The organism is Planosporangium spinosum (assembly GCF_049999945.1).
Classification (GTDB): Bacteria; Actinomycetota; Actinomycetes; order Mycobacteriales; family Micromonosporaceae; genus Planosporangium; species Planosporangium spinosum.
This window is the reverse complement of the sequence record NZ_JBLYUB010000006.1, coordinates 50,553-66,685: the sequence shown is the minus strand read 5'-3', so window position 1 is coordinate 66,685 and position 16,133 is coordinate 50,553. Positions and strand designations below refer to the sequence as shown.

Annotated in this window: 13 protein-coding genes and 1 tRNA gene; 7 read left to right on the top strand and 7 right to left on the bottom strand. The window is 71.4% G+C overall.

The window, feature by feature from the left end; translation table 11 throughout:
• Positions 1 to 99: 99 nt before the first annotated feature.
• The 3 genes from ACNTMW_RS10380 to ACNTMW_RS10370 all read right to left on the bottom strand — a co-directional run bounded on the left by ACNTMW_RS10380 (position 100) and on the right by ACNTMW_RS10370 (position 2,387).
• The gene (locus tag ACNTMW_RS10380; protein WP_426633225.1) at positions 100 to 906 is read right to left on the bottom strand and encodes a WecB/TagA/CpsF family glycosyltransferase; all 807 of its coding nucleotides are present in this window, start codon (positions 904 to 906) and stop codon (positions 100 to 102) included.
• Between the two features lie 25 nt (positions 907 to 931).
• On the bottom strand, positions 932 to 2,005 hold the full coding sequence (locus tag ACNTMW_RS10375) for an NAD-dependent epimerase/dehydratase family protein (RefSeq protein WP_426633224.1): 1,074 nt from the start codon (positions 2,003 to 2,005) through the stop codon (positions 932 to 934).
• Between the two features lie 296 nt (positions 2,006 to 2,301).
• Positions 2,302 to 2,387: transfer RNA gene (locus ACNTMW_RS10370), tRNA-Leu, on the bottom strand.
• 235 nt (positions 2,388 to 2,622) lie between these two features.
• Between ACNTMW_RS10370 and ACNTMW_RS10365 the strand changes: the two genes are divergently transcribed.
• Genes ACNTMW_RS10365 through pknB form a run of 7 tightly spaced genes read left to right on the top strand, consistent with a single transcriptional unit; the run spans position 2,623 to position 11,947 of the window.
• A complete protein-coding gene (locus tag ACNTMW_RS10365) occupies positions 2,623 to 3,444 on the top strand; it encodes an FHA domain-containing protein (protein ID WP_426633223.1) in 822 nt (273 codons plus the stop codon).
• Between the two features lie 48 nt (positions 3,445 to 3,492).
• Entirely contained in the window at positions 3,493 to 3,975 is a 483-nt protein-coding gene (locus ACNTMW_RS10360) for an FHA domain-containing protein FhaB/FipA (protein ID WP_426633222.1), read from the top strand.
• Positions 3,972 to 5,336, top strand: a complete 1,365-nt coding sequence (locus ACNTMW_RS10355) for a PP2C family protein-serine/threonine phosphatase (protein WP_426633221.1) — start codon at positions 3,972 to 3,974, stop codon at positions 5,334 to 5,336. Before ACNTMW_RS10360 ends, ACNTMW_RS10355 begins: the two co-directional genes overlap by 4 nt.
• Before the next feature lie 29 nt (positions 5,337 to 5,365).
• A complete protein-coding gene (locus tag ACNTMW_RS10350) occupies positions 5,366 to 6,871 on the top strand; it encodes an FtsW/RodA/SpoVE family cell cycle protein (protein ID WP_426633220.1) in 1,506 nt (501 codons plus the stop codon).
• 25 nt (positions 6,872 to 6,896) lie between these two features.
• Positions 6,897 to 8,387, top strand: a complete 1,491-nt coding sequence (locus tag ACNTMW_RS10345) for a peptidoglycan D,D-transpeptidase FtsI family protein (RefSeq protein WP_426633219.1) — start codon at positions 6,897 to 6,899, stop codon at positions 8,385 to 8,387.
• Positions 8,388 to 8,403: 16 nt separating this feature from the next.
• Positions 8,404 to 10,074 (top strand): serine/threonine-protein kinase, encoded by a 1,671-nt coding sequence (locus tag ACNTMW_RS10340; RefSeq protein ID WP_426633218.1) that lies wholly within the window; start codon positions 8,404 to 8,406, stop codon positions 10,072 to 10,074.
• 43 nt (positions 10,075 to 10,117) lie between these two features.
• On the top strand, positions 10,118 to 11,947 hold the full coding sequence (pknB, locus tag ACNTMW_RS10335; RefSeq protein WP_426633217.1) for a Stk1 family PASTA domain-containing Ser/Thr kinase: 1,830 nt from the start codon (positions 10,118 to 10,120) through the stop codon (positions 11,945 to 11,947).
• A gap of 28 nt (positions 11,948 to 11,975) precedes the next feature.
• Here pknB and ACNTMW_RS10330 read toward each other — a convergent pair whose 3' ends face one another.
• From ACNTMW_RS10330 to ACNTMW_RS10315, 4 genes are all read right to left on the bottom strand, one after another.
• Positions 11,976 to 12,620: an aminodeoxychorismate/anthranilate synthase component II gene (locus ACNTMW_RS10330; protein ID WP_426633216.1), complete on the bottom strand. Its 645-nt coding sequence runs from the start codon at positions 12,618 to 12,620 to the stop codon at positions 11,976 to 11,978.
• Positions 12,621 to 12,625: 5 nt separating this feature from the next.
• Positions 12,626 to 12,907, bottom strand: a complete 282-nt coding sequence (locus tag ACNTMW_RS10325; protein WP_426633215.1) for a hypothetical protein — start codon at positions 12,905 to 12,907, stop codon at positions 12,626 to 12,628.
• Positions 12,908 to 12,910: 3 nt separating this feature from the next.
• Entirely contained in the window at positions 12,911 to 13,951 is a 1,041-nt protein-coding gene (locus ACNTMW_RS10320) for a class E sortase (protein ID WP_426633214.1), read from the bottom strand.
• Between the two features lie 1,177 nt (positions 13,952 to 15,128).
• Entirely contained in the window at positions 15,129 to 15,899 is a 771-nt protein-coding gene (locus ACNTMW_RS10315; RefSeq protein WP_426633438.1) for a DUF881 domain-containing protein, read from the bottom strand.
• Between the last annotated feature and the right edge of the window lie 234 nt (positions 15,900 to 16,133).

Genomic DNA, 16,133 nt, shown 5'->3' with positions numbered 1-16,133 from the left:
TCATTGTCATACCCGGGTGTCGTTGTCATACCCAGGTACTGAGACCACAACATCCGGGACGTTGTGACGATCTTCGTCAGGTAGCGGTGACGATTTCGTTCAGACCGCGAAGGTGGCCGGCCGCTCGGTCGCCGGTGCCGGTGGCTCGGCCCGCCACAGCTTCAGCTTCTGCGCCGCCAGCCGTGCCAGGTACGCGGGGTTGAGCAACAGGTACCGCTTCCACAGCCGGCCCGGCTCCAGGCCGAGCCGCCACAGCCACTCCAGGCCGTACCGCTGCATCCACGGCGGGGGCTTGCGCAACTGCCCGGCGTGGTAGTCGAACGCCGCTCCGACGGCGAGCAGCGGCGCGTCGATCAGCGGGCGCATCGCGTACGCGAAGACCTCCTGGCGGGGGCAGCCCAGCCCGACGAGGACGACCCGGGCACCGGACGCCTTGATCCGCTCGGCGATGTCGCGGTCCTCGCCCGGAAGAAGGTCACGGAACTTCGACGGCTCCACGCCCGCGATCTTCAGTGCCGGGAACATCTCGGCCAGCTTCGGCACCAGTCGGCCGAGGGTGTCCTCCGTCGAGCCGTAGAGGTACACCGGCAGGCCCTCGGCGGCGCAGCCGCGCAGCACCTCGAGGGTGAGTTTCGGCCCGTACACCCGGTCGGCCAGTCCGGCGCCGTGCAGCAGGTTCAGCGCCCAGCGGACCGGCTGCCCGTCCGGGGTGACGACGTCGAACGAGTTGAGCCGGGCGTTGTGCGCCCGGTCCTGCACGCCGGTCATCACGCCGTGCACCGCGAGCGCGGTCAGCGCGAAGGGGCGGTGCTCCCGCGCGGCGGCCAGTACCTTCGCGGCCGCCGCCTCGTAGTCGACGGCGTCGACGAGCACGCCGAGAACGCTGCGCTTGCCCTTGTCGATCATGCTGCGCCTCCCGCGTCCGCGCAGCTCACTTGGCCGGCAGCCACTTGTCGACGTTGGCCTCGTAGATCTCCTGGAGGATCATCGGCACGTCGTACACCTGCTTCCACTCCGGGTAGTCGGCCTGGAAGGCGGCGTTGGAGCCGATCCACCACTTGTGGTCGCCGATCCGGTTCGCCTCGTGGTACTCGGTGATCATTTCGTTGCCGGTGATCTTCTCGGCGAGGGCGAACGCCTCCAGGTGCGAGGTGTTCGAGTGCCGGCCGCCGCCCAGGTTGTAGACGGCCGCGCTGCGCGGGTTGCGGAAGAACGCCTCGAACGCGGAGACCACGTCGTGGCTGTGGATGGCGTCGCGCACCATCTTCCCCTGGTACCCGAAGATCTTGTACGTGCGGCGTTCCATGTTGCAGCGCATCACGTACGCGAGGAAGCCGTGCAGTTCGGTGGCCGAGTGCGCCGGGCCGGTCAGGGTGCCGCCCCGGAAGCAGGCGGTCTTCATGTCGAAGTACCGCCCGTACTCCTGCACCATCACGTCCGCGGCGACCTTGGACGCACCGAACACCGAGTGCAGGCACGCGTCGATCGACATGTCCTCGGTGATGCCGCCGTAGTAGGGGTGCGCCGGGTCGAGCTCCCAGCGCGTCTCCAGTTCCGTGTACGGCAGCGAGTTGGGGCGGTCGCCGTAGACCTTGTTGGTGGAGCAGTGGATGACCGGCGCCTCGATGCAGTGCTCGCGCACGTTCTGCAGCACGTTGAGGGTGCCGCCGGCGTTGACGTCGAAGTCGGTGTACGGGTCGCGCACCGCCCAGTCGTGGCTGGGCTGTGCGGCCGTGTGGATCACGACGGCGATGTCGCGCCCGTACCGGGCGAAGAGTTTCGCCAGCGCGTCCCGGTCGCGGATGTCGATGTCGTGGTGGGTGTAGCGCTCACCCAGCTCGCTGGTCAGGCGCAGCACGTTCCAGGCGGTGGACGCCTCGGCACCGAAGAACTGCTTGCGCATGTCGTTGTCGATACCGACCACGTCGAGTCCGAGCGAGGCGAAGTGCCGCACCGCCTCGGAGCCGATCAGGCCGGCCGATCCGGTCACGAGGGCGACGCTCACGAGCAGCTCCAGGGATGTGGGGGTGTCGTACCGGCAGAAGTCTAACGACGCCCGGGGAGGGGCTCGCCGCGGCGGCGTCGGCCGGACTCCTCGGTCTGCCGGGCTCGTCGGTCTGCCGGCGACTGGACCGCCAACCCGGGCCGGAGCCGGTGCACATCGCGTTCGGGGCCGGAGCGGGATGGCCGGCGAACAGTGACGGTGCACACCGGGGCGGGATGGCCGGCGAACAGTGACGGTGCACACCGTGGGGAGCCGGCGCCGGAAACAGAACAGGCGGCCGGTGGCCGCCTGTTCGTTGGTGGGGAAGGAGGGAGTTGAACCCTCACGCCCTTTCGGGCACACGGACCTGAACCGTGCGCGTCTGCCATTCCGCCACTTCCCCAAGTGACGAGCCCCGAGCAATACCGCTTCGCTCAAGGCACCGGGAACGATATCACGTGCCCCGGACTGCCACGCCGGAGGAGTAGATCTGCGAAAATCTGGCTCCTCAGTCCGATAGCCTAGTCCAACCGCGCGCTTCGCACGCGTAAGGGCTAGGCTGCCGTAGGCGCCCCGGAAGAGTAGCACGAGCTGGGCCGGTTGGTGCGGGTGCAACAGAGCGCGCGCCAGATACCATCATGACCTCGGAACCCGAGGAGGAGCCGGTGAGTGTGCTGCAGCGCTTCGAGAAGCGCTTGGAGGGCCTTGTCGAAGGGGCATTTGCCAAGGTCTTCAAGGGTGTGGTCCACCCTGTGGAGATCCTCAACGCCATGCAACGGGAGGCGGAGGCCCACAAGGCGATCTTGGCTGGCGGTCGGACTCTCGTTCCGAACCGCTACGTGATCGATCTCTCACCCTACGACCACAGTCGGCTCGCGCCGTACGCCGCGGCGCTGGCGCAGGAGCTCGCCCAGTCGCAGGCCGAGTTCATCGGTGAGCAGGGCTGGACGGTCTACGGCGACGTCATCGTCGAGATCGAGCGGGGCGACGGGCTCGACACCGGGATGTTCCGGGTCACCGCCGAGGTCTACACCGGCGGCGACGTGGCGCCCGTGCCCTCGTACGACGCGCCGCCCGGCTACCCGCCGTACGAGCCGAACCCGTACGACCAGAACCCGTACGACCAGAACCCCTACGCGCCGCACAGCGCGCCACCCGCGCACGTGGGCGGCCCGGCCCGCAGCGCGCGCCTGGTCTCCGCCGACGGCCGGGGCTACCCGCTGTCCATCGGCTCGACCGTGATCGGGCGGGGTGACCAGGCCAACCTGCGCCTGCCCGACGTCGGCATCTCGCGCCGGCACGCCCGGATCGATTTCGACGGCGCCCAGGTGGTCCTCACCGACCTCGGCTCCACCAACGGCACAATGGTCAATGGTCAGCGCGTCTCGGCGGTCGCGCTCAACCCGGGTGACATGATCCAACTCGGTACGACCACACTGACCTTCCGTGCCGACGGTTAGGAGCCGTGCGCGACGTGACCCACCCCCCAGGTCCGGATAGCGAGCTGCATGCCTGAGATCGTCCTTACCGTCGCCCGGTACGGATTCCTCGTGCTGCTGTGGATCTTCGTGTTCACGGTGGTCGGTGTGATCCGGCGGGACCTCTTCGCCGGCGCGCGCTCCAGCCGTCTGGTCGCCGCCCCCAGGGGGATCGGCACCGCGACCGGTGGCGCCCGCCCGGCCAAGGTCAAGAGGGGGCGCGCCGCGCGTCAGCTGGTGGTGACCGCGGGCGCCCTCGCCGGTACCCGGATCACCCTCGGCGAGGCGCCGATCACCGTGGGCCGCGCCGAGGACTGCACCCTGGTGATCACCGACGACTACGCCTCCTCGCGGCACGCCCGGCTCATGCCGCGCGACGGCCAGTGGTACCTGGAGGACATGGGCTCGACTAACGGGACCTACCTCGACCGCGCTAAGGTCAGCGCACCCACCCCCGTCCCCATCGGTGTGCCGATCCGCATCGGCCGCACGTCATTCGAGTTACGGCCATGACCCTCACCCTGCGCTACGCGGCCCGAAGCGACCGCGGTCTGATCCGAGGCGGAAACCAGGACTCCGTCTACGCTGGACCGCGCCTGCTCGCGGTCGCCGATGGCATGGGCGGCATGGCCGCCGGTGACGTCGCCAGCAACATCGTCATCGCCGCCATGGCGCCACTGGACGAGGACGTGCCGGGCAACGCGATGATCGACGCGTTGCGCGGTGCCGTCGACCACGCCAACCAGCAGATCCGGGACACCGTCGAGGCGAACCCGGCGATGGAGGGCATGGGCACCACCCTCACCGCGATGCTGTTCGGCGGCAACAAGTTCGGCATGGTCCACATCGGCGACTCCCGCGCATACCTGCTGCGCGGTGACGAGTTCGGCCAGGTCACCAAGGACGACACCTACGTGCAGATGCTGGTCGACGAGGGCCGCATCAGCCTGGAGGAGGCCGACACCCACCCGCAGCGGCACCTGCTGTTCCGTGCCCTCGACGGGCGGGACGCCGAGCCGGAGTACTCGATCCGCCAGGCCATCGCCGGCGACCGGTACCTGCTGTGCAGCGACGGGTTGTCCAGCGTGGTGAGCGCGGAGACGATCGAGGCGACGCTGCGCGAGTACCGCAACCCCGACCAGTGCGCCGAACGGCTGGTCCAGCTCGCGCTGCGCGGTGGCGGCCCGGACAACATCACGGTGATCGTGGCCGACGTCACCGACCAGGACATCGTCGAGGAGGCCCCGATCGTCGGCGGCGCGGCGGCCCGGGACCGCGGCAACGCCACGTCGGCCGACAGTTCCACCCCGGCCGCCCGGGCGTCCGCCCTGACCAACCCGCGCCCCGCCGCGCCCGAGGCGTCGTCGGACGACGACGAGGACGAGCGCCCGCGCCGCCATCCGGTACGCACGACGTTGCTGCTGCTGGTCCTGCTCGGGCTGCTCGGCGGCGGCGTCTGGGGCGGCTGGCGGTACACCCAGTCGCAGTACTATGTCGGAGCCACCGACGACGGCGTTGTCGCGGTTTTCCGTGGAGTGCCGGGTCAGGTGGCCGGGCTTCGGCTGTCGTCCGAGCGGCAGCGCAGCACCACCCGGCTCGACGAGCTGACCAAGGGCGCTCAGGACGCGGTCAAGCAGGGCATCCACGCCGACAACGCGGTCGACGCCCAGCGCAAGCTGGAGCAACTCACCAGCGACGACCCGAACAACAGCAACAGGCTGCCGCTCTGCCAGTCGAGCCCGTCGGCGGATCCGTCGAGCGGTTCGCAGGGGCCGGGCACGGCGCCCAGCCTCAGCCCGACGGCCTCTGCCACTAGCGCCGCCACGGACAACACCCAGACCCCGCTGCCGACGATCAGCTGCCGTACCCGCTGATCCCGACCCCCCGAGGACTAACCACCGTCGTGACCGCCCCTGCCCTTCCGGCTCCGCCGCCCACCAACCAGGGCGACGGGGCGAACGCTGCCCGGCCGTCACGGTCGGGCAGCCGCCGCAACACGGAACTCGGCCTGCTGGTGTTCGCGATCGCCGTGGTCGGCCTGTACTCGGCCGCGGCCGAGGCCGGACTGGTCGGCCGGGTGACCCTCAACTTCCTCGGCCCGGTGATCGCCCTGGGCGCGATCTTCGTCGTCGCCCACCTGGCGATCCGCTGGTTGGCCCCGTACGCCGACCCGGTGCTGCTACCGGCCGTCGCCCTGATCAACGGCTTCGGCGTGATGTTCCTGCGCCGGCTCGACATCGCCGACCTCAAGAACAGCGGCAGCACCGCCATCCCGGTGTTCGGCGGGCAGGGCGGCCGCCAGTTGATGTGGAGCCTGCTGGCGGTCGGCGGCGCGATCGTGGTGCTGGCCATCGTGCGGGACCACCGTTCGCTGTCGCGCTACGCGTACACCCTCGGGCTCACCGGTATCGTGCTGGTCATGATCCCGGCGTTCCTGCCGGCCAGTCTGTCGAGCGTCAACGGCGCACCGGCGAAGCTGTGGATCAATTTCGGGTTCTTCGCCATCCAGCCCGGCGAGTTCGCCAAGGTGCTGCTGCTGGTGTTCTTCGCGTACTACCTGGTCCGCAAGCGCGAGGTGCTGTCGCTGGCAAGTAAGCGGTTCCTCGGCATCGACTTCCCCCGCGGGCGCGACCTCGGACCGGTTCTCACGGTCTGGCTGCTCAGCCTGATGGTCCTCGTGCTGGAGAAGGACCTCGGCACCTCGCTCATGTACTTCGGCATGTTCGTGGTGACGCTCTACATCGCCACCGAGCGGGTCAGCTGGTTGATCATCGGTCTGCTGCTGTTCAGCGGCGGTGCGTTCAGCGCGTACATCCTGGGCGGCATCATCGGCGGCCCGTTCGCCAACTTCCACCAGCGGGTGGGCATCTGGCTCGACCCGTTCGCCGACGCGCAAGGTGACGGGTACCAGTTGGTGCAGTCGCTGCTCGGCCTGGGCACCGGCGGCCTGTTCGGCGCCGGCCCCGGTGTGGGCCACCCGGAGATCGTGCCGCTGGTGGAGAGCGACTTCATCTTCGCCGGCATGGGTGAGGAGATCGGGCTGTTCGGCCTGGCCGCGCTGCTGGTGGTGTACCTGTTCATCGCGGTGCGCGGGCTGCGCGCCGCGATCGGCGTGCGGGACTCGTTCGGCAAGCTGTTCGCCGGGGGCCTGGCCTTCACGCTGGCCTTGCAGGTGTTCGTCATCGTGGGCGGGGTGAGCAAGCTGATCCCGCTGACCGGGCAGACCACGCCGTTCCTGTCCGCCGGCGGCTCGTCACTGGTCGCCAACTGGGCGCTGATCGCGCTGCTGCTGCGCGTCTCGGACGCGGCGCGGCGGCCGGCCGACGGGTCCGGTGCCGGCCGGGGCAACACCCCAGGCGCCGGCGGCCCGGTGAAGTTGCAGGAACTGCCCACGGAGATGATCAAATGACGGTCAGCCGCGCGGGGGGCGTCGCATGAACGCCCCGCTACGCCGGGTCGGTGTGGTCGTCCTGGTCCTGTTCGGCCTGCTGTTCGCCAACCTCAACTGGGTGCAGGCGTACCGGGCCGACGACTACCGCAACAGTGACTACAACACCACGCGGGTGCGGATCTCGGAGTACCAGCGCCAGCGCGGCTCGATCGAGGCCGCGGGCGGGATCGTGCTCGCCCAGAGCAAGTCGACTGACGACGACCTGACGTACCAGCGGGTCTACCCGCTGGGCCCGCAGTACGCCCACATCATCGGGGTCAAGCCGGTCAACAACGCCAGCACCGACCTGGAGAAGTTGGAGAACGACTACCTCCAGGGCAACGCCGACTCGCAGGTGGCCGAGCGGTGGCTCGCGATGCTCACCGGCAAGCGCACCTCCGGCGGCAGCGTGCTGCTCACGCTGTCCCCGTCGGCGCAGCAGACCGCCTACGACGACCTCCAGAACAAGGGCAAGGTGCGCAAGGGCGCCGTCGTGGCGCTCGACCCGAACACCGGTGCGCTGCTGGCGGCCGTCTCTTCGCCGTCGTTCGACCCCAACCCACTGGTCAGCCACGACACCAAGGCGGCGGCGGCCGCGGCCACCGCGCTGGACAAGGACAGCAATCTGCCGCTGCACAACCGGGCGTTCTCGGAGCTGTACCCGCCGGGGTCGACCTTCAAGGTCATCGACGCGGCGGCGGCGCTGAACAACGGGGTGCAGCCGGAGACCGTGCTGCCGGGGGGCACCGGCTACACCGCCCCCGGCACCACGCACGTGATCAGGAACGCGCCCGGTGTCGACTGCCCGGACCAGATCACGCTCAAGCAGGCGCTGACGGTGTCCTGCAACACCGCCTTCTCCCGGCTGGCCGCCGAGCAGCTCGGCGCCGACCCGATCAAGAAGATGGCGCAGGCCTTCGGGTTTGAGAGCACGACCCGCTTCGACCAGGACCCGAAGAACGTTATGGGGGTCGCGACCAGCCGAACCGGGACGATGCTCGACCCCAGCGGCCAGGTCGACCGGCCGACGGTGGCGCAGTCGGCGATCGGCCAGAGCGAAGTGAAGATGACGCCGCTGCAGGGCGCGTTGATCGCGGCGACCGTCGCCAACCGTGGCTCGCAGATGCGTCCGTACCTCATCGACAAGGAACTCGCGGCCGACCGTACGCCGACGTACGTGGCGAAGCCGCAGGAGGCGCGCCAGCCGATCAACGCCCAGACCGCCGACACGCTGCGTGACATGATGGTCAACGTCGTGGAGAACGGCACCGGTACCAGCGCGAAGATCGCCGGCGTCCAGGTCGGTGGCAAGACCGGTACCGCGCAGAACGGCGACAACCCCGACCACGGTTGGTTCATCGGTTTCGCCATCAAGAACGGCAAGCCGGTCGCCGCGGTGGCGGTCTTCCTCGAGCAGGCCGGTTCGGGCGGTAGTCACGACGCGGCACAGATCGCCGGCCACGTGATGCGCGCGATCATCCAGGAACGGGGCTAGGAGTGAGGTGCCTACCATGGTGAGCCCCGGCACGATGCTGGGCGGCCGGTACCGGCTCGACGAGCGGATCGCCGGTGGCGGCATGGGCGAGGTCTGGCGTGCCACCGACGAGGTGCTCGGGCGGACCGTCGCCGTCAAGGTGCTGCTGCCGGCCCTGGTGGAGGAGCCGGGCTTCGCCGAGCGCTTCCGCGGCGAGGCCCGCACCATGGCCACCCTCAACCACCCCGGTGTGGTCGACGTCTACGACTACGGCAGCGAGGACGGCACCGCGTTCCTGGTCATGGAGTACGTGGAGGGTGACGCGCTCTCCGCCACGCTGGCCCGGGTCCACCGGCTGACCCCCGCGCGCACGATGGCCCTCATCGCCCAGGCCGCCGACGCCCTGCACGCCGCGCACGCCAACGGGATCGTGCACCGCGACGTCAAGCCGGGCAACCTGCTCGTGCGCCCCAACGGCACGCTGGTACTCACCGACTTCGGCATCGCCCGCGCGGCCGGCGGTGCGCAGCTCACCCAGGCCGGATCGGTACTCGGTACCGCGTCCTACCTCGCGCCGGAGCAGGCCGCCGGCAGGACCGCGACGCCGCTGTCCGACGTGTACGCCCTGGGCGTGGTCGCGTACCAGTGCCTGGCCGGCCGGCGCCCGTTCGAGGGCGACAACCCGATCGAGATCGCGATGCGGCACGTGCGCGACGTGCCGCCGCCGCTGCCCGGCGACATCCCGCCGGTGGTCCGGCAGGTCGTCGAGCGTGCGATGGCGAAGGATCCCGGGGCCAGGTTCCCGTCCGCCGCGGCCATGGCGCAGGTGGCACGCCACGCGGCGCAGTTGGCCGCCACCGGGGGTGCCGCCGGTGTGATGCCGACCTCGGGCGGCCCGGCCGGCCCGACCCGACCGGTCTCCGCCGCGCCGGTGTCCCCGCCGCTGGCCGGCGCCACCGCACGGGTGATGAGCGGGCCACCGGCTCCCGGCGGCACCCGCGTCATGCCGGGCGCGGCCTACCCGGCGCCCGGAGCCCAGCCGGCGACCGGCGGGATGAACGCGCCGGCCCAGCGTCCCGGTCAGTACGTCCGGGGCGCCGCCGCGGTGCCGCCGCCGGCGCCGGCACCGGCGACCGACTACACGCGCGCGGCGTCGGCCCCCTCGGCCGCGCCCGGTGGTGCGGGTGTGCCCGCCAGCGGGGGCGGCGTGGCACGCTGGATCGTGCTCGCCCTCGTCATCGTGCTGCTGTTCTGCGCCGGCGGGTGGCTACTGTTGCGCAAGGACAACGCCGGCAGCGACGTGGCCGGCGGTCCGTCGTCGACGCCGGCGACCACCACCACGACCCAGGCGGCCACACCGACGCCGAAGGCGACCAGGCCGAAGCCGACGACGGAGGCTCCGCAGGCCCAGATTCCGCAGACGCCGAAGTCGCACATCATCGACTGCGCGAAGTTCAAGAACAAGGACGCCGACGACGTCCGCAAGTCGCTCGACGACGACAACTTTACGGTAAAGGTCGCCGAAGACACGCCCAACGGGCGCAAGGGCAGGGTGGCTGAGGTGGCACCCTGTGGTGAGCAGCCCGAGGAGACCGAGGTGACCGTGCACGTGTTCACCGGCGAAGTCGCGAAGACGCCCGGCTCGGGCGGCGGGTGCAACCCGACCGACCCGGGCACCTTCGCCAGTTGCCCGCCACAGCAGCGGTGAGGTCGCTGACGATGAACCGACCAGACGAAGGACGACAGACGAGATGACCGCGCAGGCCCGCACCCTCGGGGGGAGGTACCAGGTCGGCGAGCTCCTCGGCTACGGAGGCATGGCCGAGGTGCACCGCGGCCGGGACCTCCGGCTCGGCCGTGACGTCGCGATCAAGACGCTGCGCTCCGACCTGGCCCGGGACGCCATCTTCCAGTTGCGCTTCCGTCGCGAGGCGCAGAACGCCGCAGCCCTCAACCATCCCGCGATCGTCGCCGTGTACGACACCGGCGAGGAACACGGGCCGAGCGGCGAAGAGCTGCCGTACATCGTCATGGAGTTCGTCAACGGCCGCACGCTGAAGGAGGTGCTGGCGGCCGAGGGGCGCCTGATGCCCCGCCGGGCACTGGAGATCGTCGCTGACATCTGCTCGGCTCTCGAGTTCAGCCACCGGCACGGGATCATCCACCGGGACATCAAGCCGGGCAACGTCATGCTCACCCAGACCGGCCAGGTCAAGGTGATGGACTTCGGGATCGCCCGGGCGCTGGCCAGCGGTGCCAGTACGATGACCCAGACGTCGGCGGTGATCGGCACCGCTCAGTACCTGTCGCCGGAGCAGGCCCGCGGTGAGTCCGTGGACGCGCGCAGCGACGTCTACGCGACCGGTTGCGTGATCTACGAGCTGCTCTGTGGGCACCCGCCGTTCGTCGGCGACAACCCGGTGAGCGTGGCCTACCAGCACGTACGGGAGGATCCGCGCCCGCCGAGCGAGAGCAACCGGGACGTCACGCCGGCCATCGACGCGATCGTGCTGAAGGCGCTGGCGAAGAACCCGGCCAACCGGTACCAGAGCGCCGGTGAGATGCGCGCCGACCTGCTCCGCGCCGCCGCCGGCCGTCCGGTGCTGGCCACCCCGGTGATGCGCGACGACGAGCGCACCGCGATGATCTCCGCGCCGCCCGCGACCCACCAGGGTCCAGCGACCCGTCCGGTAGCCCGGGTCGCCCCGCCGGCGCGCCGCAACAACACCTGGGTCGCGGTCGCGCTCACCCTTCTCGGTGTCCTGGCCGTCGGCGCGCTCGCGGTCGGCCTCTACGTCGCCAACAAGACGGACCTGGTAGCGGTACCGGACCTCAAGGGTCGCAGCTCGGAGGAGGCCAGCAGGCTGCTCGCGGCCAACAAGCTGAGCCCGAGCCCGAGCCCGTTCCGCGACCTCAACTGCGCCCAGAACACGGTCGACAGCCAGTCCCCGGCCGCCAACTCCCAGGTCGAGCCCGGCACCGTCGTGCTGTACCGGGTGTGCGCCGGCCCGGGTCAGGTGCCGGTGCCGCCGCTGGTCGGCCTGACCAAGGCCCAGGCGCAGCAGGCGCTCGAGAACGCGCACCTGCGGCCGAGGTTCGTGGCCGTCAGCAGCGACAAGCCGGCCGACCAGGTCATCGAGTCGACGCCGAAGGAGACCACGCTCGTCGACGGCAACTCCGAGGTCGAGGTGAAGGTCTCCAAGGGCGACCTGAAGCCGGTTCCGGACGTGGAGGGCCGGACCGAGTCCGAGGCCAGGACCACGCTCACCGGGGCCGGGTTCAAGAACGTGACCGTGACCTACCGGGACACCGAGGACGCGACCCAGGTGGGCCGGGTCATCTCGCAGAACCCGGACGGCGGCGGCGCCGTCGACCCCGCCAGGACCCAGGTGACGATCTTCGTCGGCAAGGCGGCCGCACCGCCACCGTCCAGCACGCCGAGCGCGACCGCGACGCCGAGTCGGACGCCCGGTGGGGGAATCGGCGGCATCGGCGGTGGCGGAATCGGCGGCGCCGGCACCGGCGGCACCGGCGGCACCGGCGGTGCCGGCGGTGGCCTCGGTATCGGCCTCGGCCTGTAGCGCTGCAGCAACTGCGCCGGCGCGCCGGTCAGGCGAAGGCGGCGACCCGGCGCGCCTCGACCTCGGCGGCCAGCCGCGGCGCCCGCTCCAGCGCGTCGGGGTAGCCGCAAGCGGCTAGCCAGTTGGCGAGCATCAGGTGGCCGCCCTGGGTGAGCACCGACTCGGGGTGGAACTGCACCCCCTCGATCGGCAGATCCCGGTGGCGCATCGCCATCACGATGCCCGAGTCGGTACGTCCGGTCACCTCGATCTCCGGCGGCAGCGTCGACTCCACGACGGCGAGGGAGTGGTACCGCGTCGCGGTGAACGGCTCGGGCAGGCCGGCCAGCACCCCGGCGCTGGCGTGGTGCACGACCGACGTCTTGCCGTGCAGCAGTTCCGGGGCCCGGTCGACCGTGGCGCCGAACGCCGCACCGATCGCCTGGTGTCCCAGGCAGACCCCGAAGATCGGCAGCTTCCCCGCGTACTCGTCGATGACCCGCATGCAGATACCGGCGCGTTCGGGGGTACCCGGGCCGGGCGACAGCAGGACGCCGTCGGCTCCCACGCGACCGACCTCGCTGAGCGAGATCTCGTTGTTGCGGTGGACCACGCAGTCGACGCCCAACTGGCCCAGGTACTGCACGATGTTGAACACGAAGGAGTCGTAGTTGTCGATGACGAGTACGCGCACGGGGCTCACCTGGTCGTTGACGGTGCCGGTTCGTTGGAGACGGTCGAGTACGGGATGACGTCGGGCGGCAGGCTGGCGCTCCCGGAGGGCGTGACCAGGTCCGCACCGCCCGGCCCTCCGCCGTGCTCGGTCCCGGCTATCTGCCCGTCCGTGAACGGCATGTACTGCTCGACGTTGGGGAACACCTGGAACCACAGCAGCGCGGCGGCCGCGCCGACGAGCAGGATCGAGCCGATGATCCGGCCGGCGAGGCCGAACGGCAGGTGGCGCCAGATCCAGGAGTACATCGGTCAGCCTCCCAGCGCGGCCGGACGGCCCTGGTCGTGCGGGCGGGTCTGGCGGGGGTCGAGGACGGCGTGCACGATCAGGCGCTGGTAGTTGTTGAACTTCGGGTTGCAGGTGGTGATCGTCAGCATCGCCTGGGTCGGCGTCGTGCCCGGCTGGCCGGGCACCGGCGCCACCACCTCGACGGCGGTCGGGGCCACGATGCGGGTCTGGCTCGCGCGGTACACGTACCAGGTGTCCCTCGTCTCGACGATGATCTCGTCGTTCTCCTTGATCTGGTCGAGGTCCCAGAAGATCGCTGGGGTCCGGTGACCGGCCACGGAGAAGTTGCCGACCTGACCCGGCATGGCGCTGGTCGGATAGTGGCCGGGGGCGTACCGGATGTCGGCCGGGGTCACGCCCTGCACGACGATCCACTCCTTGCCCAGGCGCGGGATGTACAGCCGGGCGATGGCCTTGCCGTCCGGGGGTGCCAGCACGTTCGGCGCCGCGCTGGCGCCGGTGCTCGGGGTGGCGGACGCCGAGGCACCCCAGTCCTGGGCGAGCTGACCGTTGAGGTCCTGCTGGTACGCGTTGACCGCCGCGGTCTTGCCCCACACCTCGTACGCCGCGAAGAGCAGCAGGATCAGGCCGAGCGTGATGCACAGTTCACCCACGCCGCGCACGATCCCCCGGATCACCGTGCCGGGAGTGCGCCGGGTGAGGTCGGAGTACACGCTGCGGTACCCCTCCTCGGTGCGGACCGGCCGGAGCGGCACAACCTTGGCCCCACGTGGAGGGTCGTCGGCCGGGGAGGAGTCCGGGGTGTCCGCGTCGTCGGTGGCCGTCACCGGGATCTTGTGAATGACCGCGGTGGCGTCGGCCTCCGGCCCGGGAGGGGACGGGATCCGCGCGATGACCGCCGTCGTGTCGGGGTCCACCGCGCCGCCGCCCTGGTGGGCCGGGCCGTGGGGGGAGGCGTCGCGGAGTGGCGGCGGCGTGCCGCCGGCGGCGGTCCCCGGCAGTGGGGCGGCCGGGGGGTGCATCACCTCGGTGTCGGGCTCCATCGCGCCCGGAACCGTGCCCGCGGCGCCGGCCTGAGCCACGGCGGCGCCTGCCGCTGCGGCGCCCGCGGTGCCGCCGGTTCCTGCCTGAGCGGCGGCGGTGCCCGCTGCGGCGGTTCCTGCCTGGGGGGCTGCGCTCCGGAAAATGCCGGAGCGCCGGGGCAGCAGCGGTGGGTCCGCGGGAGCCGGAGTGGCCTCGCGGACCGGTTGCGGCCCGCCGGGAGCCGGCCCGGCACCCTGCTGCGGCCCGCCGGGCGGCACCTCGGCAGCCGGCTGCCGGCCGGCAGGTCCAGGGTCGTCGGCGGATCCCGTAGCGGGTCCGGCCGGCCCCGCCCCGTCGTCCGGTGCCGGAGGTTGCGCGTGCCGCAGCGGTACCGGCGGGACGGGTGCCTGGACCCCGATGGGTTCCTCGTCGACCTGGTCGATCGTCCAGATGATGGCCGGTTCGGCCGGATCGGCGGGCGTGTTCTCCGCACCCGCTGCCCGGCTGGCCCCCGGTGACGTGACGGGGTGAGCGGGGCGTCCGTGCTCTGAGGTCGGCGGCGTGACGGGGTGAGCGGGGCGTCCACGGTCCGGTGCGGGTGCGACGGGGTGCCCCGGGCCCGCCGCCGGCGGCGGCGCGGCGGGATGTGCGGCGCCCGGCGTCGGTACCGGGAATTCGGGGGCCGGTGACGGTGGCGGAGGAACCGGGGAGCGGACCCCCAGCGGTAGGTCGAGCGACGGACCGGGTGTCGTGGACCGGTGGTCGGGCGGCCCGGGCTGAAGCCACGGGACGGGCGGCGTCGATGGTTCCCGTCGCGGCAGCGGACCGGGCCGCTCCGCGGTTTCACGCGGTGGCTCGGGCTCGCGCGGGCTGGCCGCCGGGCCGAACCAGGACTCGGCCTCCGCCGCCCGCGTGGACAGTGGAGGCGTTCCCGGTCGCTGTTCGGCGGGCGGCACCGGGTCGGCCTCGACACGGGCCGCTCGCTCGCCGCCCACCGGCGGGAGCCCGATCGCCGGCATCGGGGCTACGGGTGTGGCGCCCTGCGGCGGGGGTGCGGCCTGCGGCGGGGGTGCGGCCTGCGTCGGGGGGTCGGCCGGGACGACCGGCAGGACGGCCGTCGGGATGGTGTCTTCGTCAGGCGCGCGGTGGCGGGGCCGGTGGCCCCGGTCGGGGGGAGGACTGGTCATCTGCGTGACCTCACGACGACCGTTGAGCGGTTCGCAGGGCGATGGAGCCCTCGTACGCCGGCACGGTGACGTCTCCCTCCACCTTCACCTCGTAGCCGAGGCCGAAGGAGATCGCCGCGCTGCGGAAGGCCCGGACCCCGCTCGATGCGTCGAGTGCGCGCTGGAGTTGCGCCGGGTCTCCGATGGCCGTGACCACGAAGGGCGGTGAGTACACCCGGCCGTCCAGCAGCAGAGTGTTGCCGACACAGCGTACTGCGCTGGTAGAAATCACCCGAACCCCCATGATCGACATGGCCTCGCCGCCGCCGGACCATAAGGCATTCACCACCGCTTGTACATCCTGTTGGTGTACCACCAGGTCGTCGGGTGAGCCGGCCGGTCGGGTACCGTCCGGCCGGCGGGGCGCGTCGTTGAGCCGTACCGTGACGCCCGGGCCGTGTACGGCCACGAGGCCGGCCGGCCCCACCTGGGCCTGGCCGCGGGCGCGCTGCTCCGCCACGTGTGCGTCGGAGCCGGCCTGCGCCTCCGTCCCGGACTCGACCTGGCGCCGTAGGGCGGCCGCCCGTTCCTCGGCTGCCGCGACGTCGAGTTTGCGTTCGCCGATCAGGTTCGCCAACTCCGGACGCCGGTCGTTACGTAGCTCGGTACCGTTGGCGGTGGTCGCGGTGGTGGTCAGCAGCAGTCCGGCGGCCAGCAGGACCACGGGTACGAGTAGCGACCAGACGGACCGCCGGCCGGTGCGGCGACGGGGGAGCAGCTCATCGGTGGCCCGGCGGAGCACCCGACCCCACGAGGGCGTTCCCTGCGCGGTGCCGGTCTGATCGAGGGACTCCTGGTCACGGCCGACGCCGTCACGGCTGACGCCTGCCGGGGTGACCGATGGGTGGCGGTCGCGCCCGGTGTACTCGCTGTCCGTGCTCACGTGCCCCCTTCCCCCACTGGCGTGCTGACTTGACTACGCTAACCGGGGAACATTATTCAGGCTCGCGAGACTCGCCTCGCCATGGTCGTCTGA

Coding starts and splice junctions, on each gene's coding strand:
- ACNTMW_RS10380 (WP_426633225.1), bottom strand. CDS start 906: ATGATCGACAAGGGCAAGCGCAGCGTTCTCGGCGTGCTCGTCGACGCC.
- ACNTMW_RS10365 (WP_426633223.1), top strand. CDS start 2,623: ATGACCTCGGAACCCGAGGAGGAGCCGGTGAGTGTGCTGCAGCGCTTC.
- ACNTMW_RS10360 (WP_426633222.1), top strand. CDS start 3,493: ATGCCTGAGATCGTCCTTACCGTCGCCCGGTACGGATTCCTCGTGCTG.
- ACNTMW_RS10355 (WP_426633221.1), top strand. CDS start 3,972: ATGACCCTCACCCTGCGCTACGCGGCCCGAAGCGACCGCGGTCTGATC.
- ACNTMW_RS10345 (WP_426633219.1), top strand. CDS start 6,897: ATGAACGCCCCGCTACGCCGGGTCGGTGTGGTCGTCCTGGTCCTGTTC.
- ACNTMW_RS10340 (WP_426633218.1), top strand. CDS start 8,404: ATGGTGAGCCCCGGCACGATGCTGGGCGGCCGGTACCGGCTCGACGAG.
- pknB (WP_426633217.1), top strand. CDS start 10,118: ATGACCGCGCAGGCCCGCACCCTCGGGGGGAGGTACCAGGTCGGCGAG.
- ACNTMW_RS10325 (WP_426633215.1), bottom strand. CDS start 12,907: ATGTACTCCTGGATCTGGCGCCACCTGCCGTTCGGCCTCGCCGGCCGG.
- ACNTMW_RS10320 (WP_426633214.1), bottom strand. CDS start 13,951: ATGGAGCCCGACACCGAGGTGATGCACCCCCCGGCCGCCCCACTGCCG.